A 15,640-nucleotide genomic window follows, 5' to 3' on the forward strand; every position below is an offset into this window, starting at 1 on the left:
CCACCCGACCCCAACCACCCCGCCCGGCGCGGCCCACAGCCATGCCCGTGAACCGTCACCTACAGCAAGATCACTAAAGCAGGTGAATGTTTACGAGGAACGGTCCCTTCAACGTCGTTGACCGACGCCCGTTCCGGAGCACTCCAGCCGCGGTTCCAGCGCGAGGGATGCGCACCCCTACGGGGTAGTCCGACACCGGAAGCGGGGGTACCCCTTCTAGTCCCCTCATCGGGAGGTGTGCCATGGCCGCGAACATTCTCGGCTTCCCTGAACCACCATTCCCTGCAGGCAGGTCGGGAATACGGATGGCGGGTCAGGAATACGGATGACGGGGACAGCCGGGTACAGCGGAAGCAGCCCTACGAGCCCTCCGCGAGCCCGCTACGGGGTTAGTCCGGGGTTAGCTCGGGGGGGTTAGTCTGGGGGTAGTCCGGCTTGGGCGCCGGTTCCACCGTCGGCAGCCGCTGCCGCCGGCCATCGGCCGTCGGCGGCCGTGATTCTCCGCGGCTCGGCTACCCGGTCGGCTGCCTGGGGCAGCCGCTCGGACGGCCCGCCGAGAGTTGCCGTTGTTTAATGTTGTGCGCTTTCGTTGCTTCAACACGATTGCCCGATGTCATACGACGATGATCTGTTGTTGCGGGGGTGGACGCCAGTCGGATGATCGGCGGGGGTGCCGCCGAGGGATGCTGGGATTTCTTTGGGTCGCAGACGTGAGTGGACCGGGCGCGGGCGACCTGGCGCCCACGCCGGCGGTGAGATAGGTGTGTTGTCTGGCATGACAGTGGGTAGTGGTGGGGTTTCTGGCGATATTACCTGCCCACCTGTTGTGCCAAGGCAGTGTTCCTGTCGGTGCGGGTCGCCTACGTGCGGGAGGCCGGACTCTCGGGGTCGATGGTCGACATCGACCTGTTCGGGGTAGGCGAACCGGTGGCACCGGAGCGCCCGCGCCCCCGAGGCGGGCGGTGCGACCCGCACGGACCGATCAGGCGCGACCGCCTGTCGGGCATCACTTGTCCGCAGGACCCTTCTGCACGGCTCTTCTGCGGGTCGAGGCATGTACGCGGCACAGACGGGCGGGTAGGAGTTGACTGACGGCACCTGGCGGCACCCGAGAGGACGAGGTGGACCGATGAGCCTGAGCATTCGCAACCGACTGACCGGAACCGTCACCGACATCACCGAAGGTGCGGTGATGAGCACCGTGACTGTCGACCTCTCCGGCGGGCAGACCGTCACCGCCGCGGTGACCCTTGATGCGGTCAAGGACCTCGACCTCTCGGTGGGGGCCACCGTCGAGATTCTGATCAAGTCCACCGAGGTGGCGCTGGCCACGGGCAGCGTGGATGGTCTGAGCATCCGTAACCGGCTGCGCGGCACGGTGTCCAGCCTGGAGACCGGCGGTGCCATGGCCGTCGCGCATATCGCCCTCGATGGTGGCGGCGAGCTCACCGCGGCGATCACCCTGGCCGCCGCGACCGACCTCGGTCTGGCCGCGGGTTCCTCGGTGACCGCCCTGGTCAAGTCGACGGAGGTGGCCCTCGCGGCAGCCTGACGGGACAGCCTGACGGGGCCGGCCCCGCGTCCAACCGCGGAGTCGAGCCGGGTCTTGGTCCCGGGGCACGTTCGAACAGGGGAGAGACGCTGTGCGGGCGACCTTCATGGTGGGACGGATCGCTGGAGTCCGGATCGGGGTCCACTGGAGCGTGCTGCTCATCTTCGGCATCATCGCGTTCGGCCTCGCGCAGGGCCGCCTCCCACAGGTGTACCCGGGCCATGCCCTGGTGGTGTACTGGTTGGCGGCCCTTGCCGCCGCGGTGGTTTTCTTCGCCTCGCTGCTCGCCCACGAGGTGGCGCACGCCCTGGTGGCCCGGCGCAACGGGGTGGCCGTGGACGACATCGTGTTGTGGCTGCTGGGCGGGGTGGCCCGGCTGAAGTCGGAGGCGTCGAGCCCGGCAGCGGAGCTGCGGATCGCGGGTGTCGGCCCACTCGTCAGCCTTCTGCTGGGCGGGCTCTTCGTGCTGGGCGCCTGGCTGCTCGCCCTGGCGTCCGCGCCCGAGCTCCTGGTCGAGGTGGTGGCCTGGCTGGCGGGCATCAACCTGCTGCTCGCCGTCTTCAACGCCTTTCCCGCCGCTCCGCTCGACGGTGGGCGGCTGCTGCGCGCCTTCCTGTGGTGGCGTACGGGAGATCGGCTGCGGGCGACCGCCGGGGCTACCGCAGCCGGACGCGTCCTCGGCTGGCTGCTCGTCGTTCTGGGACTCCTCGTGTTCATGAGAGGCGGCGGATTCGGCTGGCTCTGGCTGGCTCTGATCGGCTCGTTCCTCATCGCGGCCGCCACCGCCGAGGGACGGCAGGCGCAGTTGCGCGGTGTGCTCGCCGGCGTCCCGGTACATGACGCCATGACGACGAAGCCGCTCACGGTGCCCGCGGCCCTGACCGTCGCGAACCTGCTGGCCGGCCCGCTGTACCGGTACCGGCACTCGGCGTTCCCGGTGACCGGCGAGAACGGAGCCCCGGTCGGGCTGGTGACCCTGGACGGCGCCAAGCAGGTGCCGCCGGAGAAGAGCGGCACGGTAACGGTAAGCGAGGTGATGGTGCCACTGTCGCGGACCACCATCGCGGGTCCCGACGACCCGCTGGCGGATCTGCTGCCGCGCATGGAGCCCGGCGCCGAGCACCGCGTCCTGGTGATGGACCAGGGCAGACTCGTCGGGATCCTGTCGCTGTCGGACATCAGCCGCATGGTGACGTGGCTGATGAACGCCGCCCCCGGGCCGCGCGAAGTCCCGTGACCGAATCCCACCGCCAACGCGGGCCTTCGGCTACCGCGGTTGGCGGCGGTCAGCGGAGATCGTCGGGTTCCCTGGCGGCATAGATCGCTGTTTCGGCGCGGATGGCGGCGGCCACGTTGCGGGCCGCCGCCGCGACCTCGGGGCCGAGTCCGAGGCCTGCTGAGAAGGTATGGCCGGAGATTGCGTAGATGACGAGATGCCGGGGAAGCCGGCCGAGTGTTCGGCTGATCTCGATGGTGTCCGCGAGGCCGAGCGCGTGGGTCGATGGCCCGACGAGATCCGCCGGCAGTGTGCGGTCGTTGGCCGGTAGGCGGTGCACGGTTCCGGGCGGGGCCGCGGAATGGGCGGCGTCGATGATCCAGACGGCGTCGGCCCCTTCCCAGGCGGCAAACAGTCCTGTCGGCTCGCCGGCGCATTCGACCACGTCGACGCCAGGTGGGAGCGTGCAGCGTAGCTGATGCGCGACTGCCAGGCCGACGGCGTCGTCGTGTCGGTAGGGATTGCCGATCCCGATGACGGTCAGCCGTGCTCGATGTGGAGGGTCAGGAAGTGGGTTGCACATGAGATGCAGGGGTCGTAGTTGCGGATGGCCCGTTCGCAGCGCAGGGCGAGTTCGGGCTCTGGCAGGTCTATGAAGCGTTCCACCACGCCGCGCAGGTCTTCTTCGATCGGACGTTGGTTCTGGGCGGTTGGTGGCACGATCTTTGCGTCGAGGATGGTGCCGTTGTGGTCGATCGTGTAGCGGTGGTAGAGCAGGCCGCGGGGTGCCTCCGTGACCCCGTAGCCGGTTCCCGCCCGGGGCGGGGCCTCCAGCGCGGGGGGTCGGGCTCGGTGTAGTCCGCGATGATCCGCAGCGCCTCGTCGGCGGCGTGGACCATCTCGATGCAGCGCACGATGATGCTGCGGTAGGGGTTGCGCTCCGGTGGGCGCAGGCCGATCTCGGCGGCGGTCTCGCGGGCGGCGGGCGCCAGGCACTGCGCGCCCAGCGCGAAGCGAGCCAGCGGTCCGGTGAGGTAGGAGCCGCCCGCGGCCAGGGTCGAGTGCAGAGCGTTCGACCAGGGCACCTGTTCTTCGGTGAAGTGCCGGTCGTAGTCGGCCGGGGCGATGTCGAGGCCATCGGTGGAGGCGATCCGGCCGCGCTCAACGGGGTATTCGCCAGGTTGGTGGAGCGCGACGAAGGTCTGGTGGAGTTCGTCTTCGGGGAAGTCCAGGGCGGCGGTGAATCGGGCGATGTCTCGCGCCTGTTCCAGTTGCCCGACGAGCTCGGTCAGGTCGCGCCGGCGTGGTGCCCGGTACCAGCCGCCGACCCGCGCGTTGACGGGGTGGATCGCGCGGCCGCCGATGACCGTCATGAGCGTGTTGCCGGCCTTCTTCAGCGTAAGTCCCAGCTTGACCAGGGCGGGCTGGTCCTGGGCAAGGTGTAGTGCGCTGTCGTAGCCGAGGAAGTCCGGCAGGTGCAACAGGAAGACGTGTAGCGCGTGACTCTCGATCCATTCACCGCAGTAGATGAGCCGCCGTAGGGCGGCGGGTGGGCCGGTGACCGTGATGCCACAGATCTGTTCGATGGCTGCCAGCGCGCCCATCTGGTAGGCGACCGGGCAGATGCCGCAGATCCGGGCGGTGATGTCGGGTGGCTCGGTGTAGGCCCGGCCGCGGAGGAACGCCTCGAAGAAGCGCGGCGGTTCGAAGATCTTCAGGTGGGCCTCGTCTACCCGCCCGTCGATGATCTTGATTAGCAGCCTTCCTTCGCCCTCGACCCTGGTGAGCGGGGGAGGTGCGATGGTCCTAGTCGCGCGCATCGGTCTCACCGCTTCCCGAACCCTCGCCGGGGGCGTCGCGGAACGTCGGCGCGGCGGTGTTGAACGTCCGGAACACTCGGTCGACGTTGTCCTCGTTCATCCCGAGAACCCGTAGCTGGCGGATCAACGCGGGGGTGTTGGGGCTCTCCATCGGGCCGAAACAGCCGTAGCAGCCGCGGTGATAGGCCGGGCAGATCGCACCGCATCCGGCATGCGTGACCGGGCCGAGGCACGGCGTGCCGTGCGCGACCATCACGCACACCGTCCCGCGCCGTTTGCATTCGGTGCAGACGGAGGATACGGAGGATGAGGAGATGTTCGGGCGTCGGCGAGCGAGGAACGCGCTGATGACTTCGAGGAGCTGGCGAGGGTTGACCGGGCAGCCCTGGAGTTCGAAGTCCACCCGGACGTGCGTGGAGATCGGGGTGGAGGTCGCCAGCGTCGAGACGTACGCCGGGGTGGCGTAGACGGCCGCGAGGAAGTCGCCGACGTCGGCGAAGTTGCGGAGCGCCTGGATGCCGCCGGCGGTCGCGCAGGCGCCGATTGTGACCAGACGCCGAGACGCGGCCCGGACCTGCTGGATGCGTTCCACGTCCTGTTCGGTGGTGACCGAGCCCTCGACGAGGGAGAGGTCGTAGGGACCGTCGACGGTCGCGCTGGATGCCTCCAGGAAGTAGGAGACGTCGACTTCGCCGGTGAGCGAGAGCAGCTCATCTTCGCAGTTGAGCAGGGTGAGCTGGCAGCCGTCGCAGGAGGCGAACTTCCAGACGGCGAGCCGGGGCCTGGTTGGGCTGGTCGGCGTCGGCGTCGGCGTCGGCATCACAGCTCCCGGACGGCGAGCAACGGTTCCAGGCGGTCGTAGCCGCAGACCGGTCCGTCCAGGCAGAGCATCAGCGGGCCGAGCTGGCAGCGGCCGCAGTGGCCGAGGCCGCAGTGCATGTTGCGTTCCAGGGACAGGTGGATGCGGTCGGCGGGTACGCCGGCGTCGACCAGGGCCCGTGCGGTCAGCCGCATCATGATCTCGGGTCCGCAGGTGAACGCGACGGTTCTGGCCGGATCGAAACGCACGTGCGGGAGAAGGGTGGTGACGACGCCGACCCGGCCGTCCCATCCGGGCTGCGCACCGTCGACGGTCACCAGGGCTTGGAGGTCGGTGCGGTCCTGCCAACCGGCCAGCTCCCGGCGGTAGAGGATGTCCGCGGGTGTACGGGTGCCGGCGAGCACGACCACGTTGCCGTAGTCGGCGCGCCGTCGCAGGAGCTGCCGGACGACCGGCCGCAGCGGCGCCAGCCCGAGCCCGCCCGCGACCACGACGACGTCCAGCCCGGCGGCGGCGCCTACCGGCCAGCCTCGCCCAAACGGGCCACGCACCCCGAGGACGTCGCCCGGGCGGGACGCGCAGATCGCTTCCGTCACCGCGCCGACCGCTCGGACGGTGTGCACAAGCGGGCCGTCGGTACCAGCCGTCACGGAGTCGTCGACCATCACGGAGTCGTCGACCGTCGCGAGGTCATCGCCTGTCGCCGGGCCGCAGCCCGTCACGGACAAGGGGACCTCGCCGACGCCGAAAGCGTAGACCATGGTGAACTGGCCGGGTGCGGCGATGATCGGAGCGCCGGAGAGCGGTGCGAGTTCCAGGGTCCACGTGTCACCCGTCTCCTGGTGGCGGCGGGTCACCCGGAACGGCCGAGGGGTCATCTCCCCGGCCGCGCCGTCAGCCCTGGCCCGGGTTTGCGTAGACATCGAGCAGCCGCAACCGGGTGGCCTGCAGGCGCTCGATGAGCACCTGCGCAAGGTGGGACAGCACGTCGTAGCCCAGTGCCGGGTCCTGGGAGAACTTCCCGCGGAGGCAGGCACCGTCGATGGCGGTGGCGCGGACCAGCGAGAGGGCACGGGCGTCGAAATGGAGCCGGTACGGCGGGAACAGCCAGGACCAGCCCACCACATTGCCGGCTCCGACGGTCTCGATGGGGACCAGACCCCGGGTCGGGACGAAGGTTTCGATCGCGACCGTGCCGTGCCGGATGACGTAGAGGGTGTCGGCCGGGTCGCCTTCCCGCAGGAGTACGTCGCCCGGGCGGAAGACGGCGTGCCGGGCGCACCCGGCGAGGAGGGCGAGGTGGTCCGGGTGCATACCGGCGAAGACGCCGACCTCGCCGAGCGGTGCCTCAACCGACGTCATCGCCGGCCGCGGAGTTCGCCCGAATGGCGGTCAGTTCCTCGGTGACGTCGATGCCGACGGGGCACCAGGTGATGCACCGTCCGCAGCTGACGCATCCGGACGTTCCGAACTGGTCGTGCCAGGTGCCGAACTTGTGGGTCAACCACTGGCGGTAACGGGAGCGTCCGGAGGCACGGACGTTGCCGCCGTGGATGTAGGAGTGGTCCAGCGAGAAGCAGGACTCCCAGCTGCGCCAGCGCTCCGCCTCACTTCCGGTGAGGTCGCTGACGTCCTCCACCGAGGTACAGAAGCAGGTTGGACACACCATTGTGCAGTTGCCGCAGCTCAGGCACCGCTGCGCCACCTCGTCCCACCGTGGATGTTCGAGGTTGTCCGCGAGCAGGTCACGCAGGTCGGCCGCGTCGACGGTGCGTCCCATCCGGCCGGCCGCCCCGTCCACGGCGGCTTGGGCCGCGCTACGGTCGGCGGCTTCGGCCGGGCGCCCGGCCAGCTCGCCCAGTATCTCGACGCCCCGAGGGGTGCCCGCCTCGACGAGCAACCGGTGGTCACTGGCCAGGATTTCGCTGAGGACCAGGTCGTAGCCCTCCCGCACCGCCGGGCCCGTGTTCATCGACACGCAGAAGCAGGTCCCACCCGGCTCGTGGCAGTTCACCGCGACGATGAACACATCGCGGCGGCGAGCAGCGTAGTCGCGGTCGGCGTGGCGCCCCCCGAGCAGGATCCGGTCCTGGATCGCGATGGCCTGCAGCTCACAGGAACGGACGCCGAGGAATGCCACCGCTGCCCGCGGTAGCGGTTCCTCCGCCACCTCGAAGCCGCCACCTCGAAGCCGCCATCGCCGAAGCCGCCATCGCCGTGGCGGCGGGTCTTCAGCAGGCGCAGCCGGGGCGGCAGCAGGTTCTGCTTCCACGAATGCGGCCCCACCGCGTAACCGAACAGCGCCGCGTCGCGACGACGCTCGAGCCGGTAACGACCAGCCTCCTGGACATCGGTCCACCCCGCCGGGAGCTGCGCCGCGCTACTGATCTCGTCGTAGACGATCGCGCCGTCCCGCACCGTCGGGCCGACGACCTGGTACCCGCGTGCACGCAGCACATCGACGAGCGTCCCGAGCACCGCCGGCTCGACGATGAGCTCGGCCACACCTGCGTTCGTCACCCCACCCTCCACCCCCCGGACAGCGATAACCTTCTGTAGCGAGTTCCATACCCCTGGGTGCCGTCGGGGAACATGCGCTTCAGATGGGGATCTCCGCCCTGGTAGCGGTGGACGCTGCGGACGGCCCGACCGCGATCCGCGCCACCGGCGGCGGGTTGTCGACCGGGCCGTGCTGGACCGGGCCTTGCTGGGATGTGCCTGTCCTCCTGGCGCCGCGGCGGCTGGAGTCGAAGACTGGACGGTATGAAGTCGTCGGCTGATCCCTGGGATAGGCCGGTACGGGTCGTCGGTGCCGCCGGTGGGGTGCTGTGGCGGCCCACGCGGGACGGGCGGCAGATCGCGGTCGTGCACCGGCCGCGGTATGACGACTGGTCCCTGCCCAAGGGCAAGCTGCGCCGGCGAGAACATCCGTTGCTCGGCGCGTTGCGGGAGGTCGAGGAGGAGACTGGTTGCCGGGCCAGGCTCGGGCCCCCGCTCGGCGAGTACCGCTACCTGACGGACGGCGGCAGGACGGTGAAGGCGGTCCGGTACTGGGGGATGCAGGCCCGTTCCGGCACGTTCGTCCCCACCCGGGAGGTGGACAGGCTTGCCTGGCTGGCGAAGGGGGAGGCGGCTCGCCGGGTCAGCTACGACACCGACCGCCAGGTGCTCGCCGAGTTTGGTCGGCTGCCGGCGCCGACGGCCGCGCTCGTCGTCATCCGCCACGTTCGGGCCGCCCACCATCGGCGCTGGGACGGGCCCGACCAGCTACGCCCGCTCGACGAGCGCGGCCGGGCCCAGGCGAGCGCACTGGTGCCGCTGCTGACCAGCCTGGGGATTCGCCTGCTGATCAGCGCCGACCTACCCTGCTGCACCGCCACGCTCGCCCCGTACGCGCACACGGCCGGGCTCGCCATCGAACCGGAGCCGACGCTGGCGGACACCGGATATCCCGGATCGGAGGCGAGGGTGGTCGCTACCTTGATGGGGCTGGCGGCGTCCGGGACGCCGCCAGCGGTCTGTAGCCAGCGCACCATCATTGCCGACCTGCTCCGACGACTCCTGGACGGCTGGTGCTGGCCGATCCCGGACCAGCTCGGGGTACGGGAAGGCGGCTTCTGGCTGCTGCACTGCCATCCCGGCAGGCTGGTCGCAGCGGAACGTCACGATCCCGTAGTATGATTCGCCTGACGGTGCGTGTTCGTCACGCATGCAGAGCTGAACCCGTCATCCTTTTCAGCCGGTGCCGCTTTTCAGCCGGTGCCGCTGCGGGCCTCCTCGGGAGGGTGGCGGACCTCGGAGTCCGGTCCCGGGTAGACGAAGCTGACGTGCCCGGTGTCGGACCAGCGGACAGTGAACGGGGGGTCGCCGGCCGGCGAGCGCACCTCAAGGATCTCCCCAATGCGGTCCGGTTGCGTGACGGTGGGACGGTGGACAACCAGGGTGTCGCCGGGATGGGCGCGCATCGCCCTACGTCGGGGCGGCAGTCCGGGCGCCGGCTCGACGGGCTCCTCGCCGGTGGTAGCCAGCGGTGGGGCCTCGCGGTGGGGGGCAAAGACCTCATCGGCGAGCGGGTGTACCAGCTCGGCCATCTCATGCTCGGTGCGGATGAGCAGATCGTCGACGGACAGCAGGCCGACGAGCCGGCGGCCGTCGACGACCGGGAGCCGGCGGATCGCGTGGTCACGGAAGATTTCGTAGGCCCGTTCGAGGTCGACGCCGGACGGCACGGTGATGACCTCGGTGGTCATGAGGGCGTCGATCCGGCTGTCCGTCAGGATACCGCGGGCAACGCCACGTAGCACGATGTCGCGGTCGGTGACGATTCCGGCCAGGCGATCGTTCTCCATGACGAGGAGCGCGCCCACGCCCTGCCGTTCCATCTGCGCCGCCGCGTCCCGGATCGTGGTGGACCGCTCCACGGTGACCGGCCGCCGGACGATCGTGCTACGGATGTCGGCCATGCTTACCCCCTCCAGGAAGGTGCTTGCCCCTGATGGTGACTCCTGGCTCCCCACACGGGAGGAGAAGCGGGCCGGCACCCGGGTGGGTAATAACGTCGCCCGGGGCCGCAGTCGGCCGGAGAGTTCGGGCCCTGCGACCGGGCATCGTCGGGCGTCAGCCCTGCTCAACTGTGATCTTCCGGCCGGACGTCTCGGCTGGCTCGACCGGAGCGCGGACTTCCAGGATGCCGTCCTTATAGGTCGCGGCTGCCCGGTCCGCCTTCGCCCCGGGCGGAAGCGCCACGGAACGACTGAACGCGCCATAGCGGAACTCGGTGCGGTACCCGCCGAGAGCCTTCTGACTTCTCGCCTCGTGCCGTTCGGCGTGTACCGCCAGCGTCCCTTCGGAGACGGTGACATCGACGTCTTTGTCTGGGTCGACGTCGGGGATCTCGGCGCGCAGGACGTAGGCGTCGTCCTCGGTGTACTCCTCGACCGGAACGTCAGCCCCGCGCCGGCCGACCAGCTCCGCCGCGGACGTCCGTGCCTGCGACCAGGGCAGACCCAACAGATCGAACCAGTTCCGCCGGGGACGCTGGCGTTCCATGCTCGCCATCTGGTTGCTCCTTCCTGGCGGCCGGCGGCTGCCCGGCCCAGCCGGCACCGCACACGCCCGCCTGCCGGACGCCGCCGGCCCGGTGTAGACGGGTCCAGATTCCACCGGATGAGCGTCGCCAGACGGTCACCGAGTCGCGCGGATAGGGTCACAATCTTCTCTTCTCCATAGAAGAATGCAGATCGTCACCTAGTGTGTCCTGTCTGACCACTTTCAGTCTCTACCCACGCTTGGCTCGCCCGAACCACAGACCGGCCAGCTCCAGGCCCACGACGGGCTAGCTCACCCCGGCCGCTCCACCTCGACAGGACGCCGATGATCGCCATCTATCCGCTCAGCCCGATCGCACACAGCTGCGGGCTGGATATCACCGCGTTGAGCTACCAGGACGGGCCCGGGAGTGAGGGGTTCGTCGAGGGGTTCGTCGCGGTGCAGCCGGTTCGCTTGGCCGTTACCGCGAATCAGAACAGAATGCGATCATTTACTTACTAGACGTAACCTACCTCACGTACGAGGCTGAACAGGGTGGGCACGTGGAAGGCGATCAGGTGGAAGCTGATTTCGTCCCGCAGGCGGAGATCGTCGTCGGGATCGACGGATCCGCGGACGCCGAGCGGGCGTTGCGCTGGGCGGTGGACGCTGCACGACTGCGGGACGCTCGCGTACGGGCGGTGCTGGTGTGGGCGGCCGCCGGACCACCGCACGAGCGATCGAAGCCGCCGTCGGCCACGTCCCCGGAGCACCCGTGCTGGACGGCGCAGTGGCTGCTACACGATGTCGTGGAGCGGGTCCGCAAGGACGAACCGGCGGCGCGGATCTTCGAACGGACCGTCTACGGGGCCCCGGTACAGATGCTGCTGGCCGAGTCCGACCGGGCGGCCATGCTCGTCCTCGGCGCCCATGGGGCAAGCCGGACGCAGCGGAGGCTGACCGGCTCGGTCAGCCTCGCCTGCGTGCACGACGCGGCGGTCCCGGTCGTGGTTGTCCACGGCGAGCGGGGCAGGAGCCGGCCCGGCCCCGTCGTCGTCGGGGTGGACGGGTCCGCCGCCTCGGTGGACGCGCTGGCCTGGGCCGCAGGCGAGGCAGCGATGCGCCGGGCTCCACTGCGCGTCGTGCATGTGTGGGAGCCGCTGCCGGCAACCCTCACCGGGCGGGTGGGCCTCGGCGACGAGGCGTTTCGCGATGCCGCGCAGGCTGTTCTGGACGAGTCAGCGAACGCGGGCCTGGCCGGCTGGGAGGGCATCGGGGTGGAAACCGGCCTGATTGTGGGCAACGCCGCCTACGGCCTGATCAACGCGGCGGCGCGCGCCCAGCTGCTTGTGGTGGGCGCCCGGGGCCGCGGCGGCTTCGCCGAGTTGCTGCTCGGTTCCACCAGCTCCCAGTGCGTGCTGCATGCCGCCTGCCCGGTCGCCGTCGTTCGCCCGCCGCGCCGGCGTCACCGAAGCTGACGGCCGGGCCGCGGGGGAAGTCACCGGCGAACGAGGTACCGGCCCGGCAGAGCGGGCAGGCACAGTAGTGACCAAAGCTTCACCGTATGCTTTCGCCTGGATCAGGGTTTCGATATGAAACTGCTCGCTACGCGGCACCGGGCATCCCTCCACCTGGCACCCGCTACCCCCGCACCGCCCGACGCCTCCCGCCCGGGCCCGTCCCGCACGGCCGTGTCCGCAGCCGACCTCGGGCTGCTGCTGCTCCGGATGACCTTCGGTCTGCTGCTCGCCGGGCACGGCGCGCAGCAGCTCTTCGGCCTGTTCGGCGGCCACGGCCTCACCGCGACCGGCAAGGGATTCGCCCAGCTGGGTTACCACCCCGGCACCTTCTTCGCCGGGCTGGCCGGCGCGTCCGAGTTCCTCGGCGGCCTCGGCCTGGCGGTGGGCCTGCTGACTCCGTTGGCGGCCGCGGCCGTGATCGGCGTGATGATCAACGCAATGATCGTGACCGCACCGAACGGACTGTGGGAAACCGACGGCGGCATGGAGTACCCGCTGTGCATCGCGGTGGTCGCGATCACGGTGGCGGCGGTCGGTGCCGGGCGGCTGGCGCTCGACCGCCTCTTCCGGCGGCGCGACGGCGGGCTGCCCGAGGCGGCCTTCGCCCTCGGCCTCGGCGGCATCAGCGCCGCCATCGTGCTGGCGGTCTAGACCGAACTTACGTGATCGTTCTCTGCCGAAAGCGGCCGTGGCCAGGGCGTTCGAAGAGTTCGAGTCGGCACGCTCGAACCAGCGTTCGAAAGTAGGCCTACGTTTCCGACAACAACCACTCTTCCCTAGGGCCTGCAGACCACTGTCGCCCGTAAACGTAGCCAAACGACGACTCATTACCGTACTCTTACCTGTGACATAAGGTGAGGGAGTAGTGACGTGCTTTTGGATGGACCGGCAGCGCGCATCCCCGCCACCGCTGCGTCGACCGTCGGCACGTCGACAGCCCATCCGCCGACGACCGCCTCGTCGACGCGAGACGCCGACCCGCTGCCAGAACCGTCGGCCCTCGGTCAAGCTGTCCTGCTCGGGATGGAGATCGACGGAGTCCAGCGACAGATCCAGCACCTGACCGACGTGCTGAAGCAGTTACGCCGCCACCGCCAGCACTGGGAAGCCGGTGACCGGGCCGAGCAGAGTGTGGTCCGAGTGCTGGTCGGTATGGACGACGCAGGGTGGCACGTGCTGCCGGACCGACGGTGGCCAGGCACCCGCCGGGCCAACATCGACGTGATCGTGGTGGGGCCTGGCGGAGTCTTCGTGGTAGACGTGAAGAACTGGCGAGAGATCACCGTCGAACGCGGCCGGTTATGGCGTGGCGACGCCGGCGCGGACGACGACGTCCGCAAACTTCTGGATCAGACCGTAGCGGTGGAGGAGGTGCTGGTAGAGGCAGGTCTGCCACCGACCGAGGTGGTTCCGCTGCTGGTTCTGGCCAGGCGGAAAAACGTCCGGGCACAACTCGACCGGGTGACGGTGCTCGGCGAGCAGGACCTAACCCGCGACCTGGCGCGTCGTGGCGCACGCCTGGCACCGGACCTCGTTGAACAACTACTGGACCGTCTGGCACGCGGTTGCCCGCCGATGCCCCGCGCCACCGCCACCGCCACGGTCGTCACGGTCACCGAGGCGCCGACCTCACGGTCTGTCCGCCGTCCGGTCGCGCGCCGGGCAGGTCCCTCTTCGAACGGTACGGCCGCGACCGAAAGCCCAGCCGCTATCGAGCGTCCCACTCGGGCCTACTGTCCAGCTCCGGCCGGGCGTCCGATTTCTTCCGAGCCGCTGTCACCGCCCGAGCAATCGGTTCCACCAGATCAGGATGCACTGCTGAGCCGCGAGGAGCTGTGGCAAGAACTTCTCGACGCCGCCGCCCGGGAGCCGATCGAGACGTGGATGACCTGGCTGCACCCGACGCAGGCCCGCCTGGCCGGCCGGCAGTGGTCGGGTCCGGCCCGCGTCCGCGGCGCGGCCGGTACCGGCAAGACGGTCGTCGCGTTGCACCGCGCCAAGTATCTGGCCGCCCGCGGGGAACGGGTGTTGTTTACCTCGCTGGTGCGCACGCTGGGGCCGGTCTACCGCGCCCTGCTGACCCGGATGGCCCCCGAGCACGTCGACCGGATCGAGTTCGCCACCGTCCACGCCGTCGCCGCACGTTGTCTTCGCGAACACGGCTTGGCAGACCGACACCAGCAGGAGGCCGCCGACACCTGTTTCTGGCGCGCCTGGGGGCAGGTCGGGCAGTTCTCGGTTCTGCCCGGGCTCGGCCTGGCTCCCGGGTACTGGAAGGACGAGATCGCGACAGTCGTCAAGGGCCGAGGCCTGACCGACTTCGAGCAGTACGCCAAGCTGGCACGCGTCGGGCGCAGCACTCCCTTGCAACCGACCCACCGACGTGCGGTGTGGGAGCTGTACGAACGGTACGAGCAGCTCCGGACAGAGCGCGGCGTCCTCGATCGCGACGACGTGCTGCTCCTGGCTCGCGACCTGGTGCGCGAGAGTTCCGACACCCGGTACGACGCGGTGATCGTTGACGAGATACAGGACCTGACGTGCGTCGGTCTGCAACTGCTGCATGCCTTCGTCGGCGACAAGCTGGACGGCCTGCTCGTGGTCGGCGATGGCCAGCAGTCCATCTATCCCGGCGGTTTCACCCTCGCCGAGGCCGGCGTCGCCGTCGTCGGACGCTCCACCGTGCTCGGGAGAAACTACCGTAATCGCGAGAAGATCCTGCGCTACGCCCAGGCGGTAGTCGCCGACGACAGCTTCGACGACCTCGACGGCGTCCAGGAACGCGGGCGGCGCGAGGTCAACGTCGACCGGCCGGGAGGCGAGATCCGCGAGGTCACGGTGTCGGGTACCGTGGCGCAGGATGCGGCGCTCTGCGAACACCTCGTGGAATTCCATGATAATCGGAACGTCCGTTACGGCGATATGGCGGTGCTCGTGCCGACGAACGCCGCGGCTGCGCGGTGGCTGCGCGTCCTCACCGATCGGGGCATTCCAGCGGTTTCCCTCAAGGAATATGACGGAACCAGCTGTGAGGCGGTCAAGGTTGGGACGTACCACCGAGTCAAGAGCCTCGACTTCGCCCACGTCTGTATTCCCGACCGCAACCTCTTCCCGAAGCCGTGGCGGCCGTCCGAGTCGGCCGACGCGTTTCGCGAGCGTACCCAGTTGGAACGCCGACAGATGTACGTGGCCATCACGAGGGCACGAGACAGCGTGTGGGCCGGTATTCGCGAGGTACCCGACTCGGACCACTCGATCCCCGCCGAGATCGGGCACAGCTCCAGGTAGGAACTCTGGAACGATCCCGCTTTCGTGGTCAGCACGTCCCCGACAACGAACTACGACATCTACGAGTACCTGCGGGTCGGCAACGGGATCGGCCCGGTGCACCGGTCATTCCTGCGGTTTGACACCAACGCGATCGAGGGCAAGCACGTCACCGCCGCGACGCTGAAGCCGCCGCGGACCCGACGCTCGACCGCCGTGCGGGCCGGTGCCCGGCCCTCCGACGGGCCGCTCCACCCAGGGATCCCGTGTGTACACAATTCCGGGTCCACTTCGAAGCTGGTCAGCCCTGGCCTGTGGACAGAGATTGACTCGAATTTCCTGCGCATCCGGGCCTCCTTCCCGACCCGACCCGCGATTACGCCTTAGGAGTCGAAATGAAATAACTTGCGCGTTTCG

13 protein-coding genes and 2 pseudogenes are annotated in these 15,640 nt (G+C 69.5%); 7 read left to right on the forward strand and 8 right to left on the reverse strand.

Annotation, left to right across the window (positions count from 1 at the left end; all coding sequences use genetic code 11):
- Positions 1 to 1,129 precede the first annotated feature (1,129 nt).
- Both ACY45C_RS11330 and ACY45C_RS11335 read left to right on the forward strand, forming a co-directional pair.
- Positions 1,130 to 1,552, forward strand: coding sequence for a TOBE domain-containing protein (locus ACY45C_RS11330; RefSeq protein WP_462187578.1), 423 nt, complete (start codon positions 1,130 to 1,132; stop codon positions 1,550 to 1,552).
- A gap of 91 nt (positions 1,553 to 1,643) precedes the next feature.
- Entirely contained in the window at positions 1,644 to 2,789 is a 1,146-nt protein-coding gene (locus ACY45C_RS11335) for a site-2 protease family protein (RefSeq protein WP_462187579.1), read from the forward strand.
- Positions 2,790 to 2,838: 49 nt separating this feature from the next.
- On the opposite strand, the gene ACY45C_RS11340 is transcribed toward ACY45C_RS11335, so the two are convergent.
- From ACY45C_RS11340 to ACY45C_RS11365, 6 genes and pseudogenes are all read right to left on the reverse strand, one after another.
- On the reverse strand, positions 2,839 to 3,351 hold the full coding sequence (locus tag ACY45C_RS11340) for a hydrogenase maturation protease (RefSeq protein ID WP_462187580.1): 513 nt from the start codon (positions 3,349 to 3,351) through the stop codon (positions 2,839 to 2,841).
- Positions 3,309 to 4,588 (reverse strand): annotated as a pseudogene (locus tag ACY45C_RS11345) (Ni/Fe hydrogenase subunit alpha). The gene ACY45C_RS11340 and the pseudogene ACY45C_RS11345 overlap by 43 nt, the downstream one beginning before the upstream one ends.
- Positions 4,575 to 5,408, reverse strand: coding sequence for an NADH-quinone oxidoreductase subunit B family protein (locus ACY45C_RS11350; protein ID WP_462187581.1), 834 nt, complete (start codon positions 5,406 to 5,408; stop codon positions 4,575 to 4,577). The pseudogene ACY45C_RS11345 and the gene ACY45C_RS11350 overlap by 14 nt, the downstream one beginning before the upstream one ends.
- Positions 5,408 to 6,331 (reverse strand): FAD/NAD(P)-binding protein, encoded by a 924-nt coding sequence (locus ACY45C_RS11355; protein ID WP_462187582.1) that lies wholly within the window; start codon positions 6,329 to 6,331, stop codon positions 5,408 to 5,410. Before ACY45C_RS11355 ends, ACY45C_RS11350 begins: the two co-directional genes overlap by 1 nt.
- On the reverse strand, positions 6,303 to 6,770 hold the full coding sequence (locus ACY45C_RS11360) for a cyclic nucleotide-binding domain-containing protein (RefSeq protein WP_462187583.1): 468 nt from the start codon (positions 6,768 to 6,770) through the stop codon (positions 6,303 to 6,305). The genes ACY45C_RS11355 and ACY45C_RS11360 overlap by 29 nt, the downstream gene beginning before the upstream one ends.
- Positions 6,757 to 7,928 (reverse strand): annotated as a pseudogene (locus ACY45C_RS11365) (4Fe-4S dicluster domain-containing protein). The gene ACY45C_RS11360 and the pseudogene ACY45C_RS11365 overlap by 14 nt, the downstream one beginning before the upstream one ends.
- Before the next feature lie 243 nt (positions 7,929 to 8,171).
- Here ACY45C_RS11365 and ACY45C_RS11370 point away from each other — a divergent pair.
- Positions 8,172 to 9,089: an NUDIX domain-containing protein gene (locus ACY45C_RS11370; protein WP_462187584.1), complete on the forward strand. Its 918-nt coding sequence runs from the start codon at positions 8,172 to 8,174 to the stop codon at positions 9,087 to 9,089.
- 71 nt (positions 9,090 to 9,160) lie between these two features.
- Here ACY45C_RS11370 and ACY45C_RS11375 read toward each other — a convergent pair whose 3' ends face one another.
- A complete protein-coding gene (locus ACY45C_RS11375; protein ID WP_462187585.1) occupies positions 9,161 to 9,871 on the reverse strand; it encodes a DUF1918 domain-containing protein in 711 nt (236 codons plus the stop codon).
- A 154-nt stretch (positions 9,872 to 10,025) separates the two neighbouring features.
- The gene (locus ACY45C_RS11380) at positions 10,026 to 10,466 is read right to left on the reverse strand and encodes an Hsp20/alpha crystallin family protein (RefSeq protein ID WP_462187586.1); all 441 of its coding nucleotides are present in this window, start codon (positions 10,464 to 10,466) and stop codon (positions 10,026 to 10,028) included.
- A 533-nt stretch (positions 10,467 to 10,999) separates the two neighbouring features.
- On the opposite strand from ACY45C_RS11380, the gene ACY45C_RS11385 reads away from it, so the two are divergent.
- From ACY45C_RS11385 to ACY45C_RS11400, 4 genes are all read left to right on the forward strand, one after another.
- A complete protein-coding gene (locus ACY45C_RS11385; protein WP_462187587.1) occupies positions 11,000 to 11,914 on the forward strand; it encodes a universal stress protein in 915 nt (304 codons plus the stop codon).
- A gap of 114 nt (positions 11,915 to 12,028) precedes the next feature.
- Positions 12,029 to 12,607, forward strand: a complete 579-nt coding sequence (locus tag ACY45C_RS11390) for a DoxX family protein (RefSeq protein ID WP_462187588.1) — start codon at positions 12,029 to 12,031, stop codon at positions 12,605 to 12,607.
- 372 nt (positions 12,608 to 12,979) lie between these two features.
- Positions 12,980 to 15,244, forward strand: coding sequence for a UvrD-helicase domain-containing protein (locus ACY45C_RS11395; RefSeq protein WP_462187589.1), 2,265 nt, complete (start codon positions 12,980 to 12,982; stop codon positions 15,242 to 15,244).
- A gap of 24 nt (positions 15,245 to 15,268) precedes the next feature.
- Positions 15,269 to 15,610: a hypothetical protein gene (locus ACY45C_RS11400; protein ID WP_462187590.1), complete on the forward strand. Its 342-nt coding sequence runs from the start codon at positions 15,269 to 15,271 to the stop codon at positions 15,608 to 15,610.
- The last annotated feature ends 30 nt before the right edge of the window (positions 15,611 to 15,640 follow it).

The organism is Frankia sp. CcWB2, from assembly GCF_977927585.1.

Excerpts from the sequence above, each read along its gene's own strand:
- ACY45C_RS11390 (WP_462187588.1), top strand. The coding sequence starts at position 12,029 with ATGAAACTGCTCGCTACGCGGCACCGGGCATCCCTCCACCTGGCACCC.
- ACY45C_RS11375 (WP_462187585.1), bottom strand. The coding sequence starts at position 9,871 with ATGGCCGACATCCGTAGCACGATCGTCCGGCGGCCGGTCACCGTGGAG.
- ACY45C_RS11340 (WP_462187580.1), bottom strand. The coding sequence starts at position 3,351 with ATGTGCAACCCACTTCCTGACCCTCCACATCGAGCACGGCTGACCGTC.
- ACY45C_RS11360 (WP_462187583.1), bottom strand. The coding sequence starts at position 6,770 with ATGACGTCGGTTGAGGCACCGCTCGGCGAGGTCGGCGTCTTCGCCGGT.
- ACY45C_RS11350 (WP_462187581.1), bottom strand. The coding sequence starts at position 5,408 with ATGCCGACGCCGACGCCGACGCCGACCAGCCCAACCAGGCCCCGGCTC.
- ACY45C_RS11380 (WP_462187586.1), bottom strand. The coding sequence starts at position 10,466 with ATGGCGAGCATGGAACGCCAGCGTCCCCGGCGGAACTGGTTCGATCTG.
- ACY45C_RS11370 (WP_462187584.1), top strand. The coding sequence starts at position 8,172 with ATGAAGTCGTCGGCTGATCCCTGGGATAGGCCGGTACGGGTCGTCGGT.
- ACY45C_RS11330 (WP_462187578.1), top strand. The coding sequence starts at position 1,130 with ATGAGCCTGAGCATTCGCAACCGACTGACCGGAACCGTCACCGACATC.
- ACY45C_RS11395 (WP_462187589.1), top strand. The coding sequence starts at position 12,980 with ATGGAGATCGACGGAGTCCAGCGACAGATCCAGCACCTGACCGACGTG.
- ACY45C_RS11355 (WP_462187582.1), bottom strand. The coding sequence starts at position 6,331 with ATGTCTACGCAAACCCGGGCCAGGGCTGACGGCGCGGCCGGGGAGATG.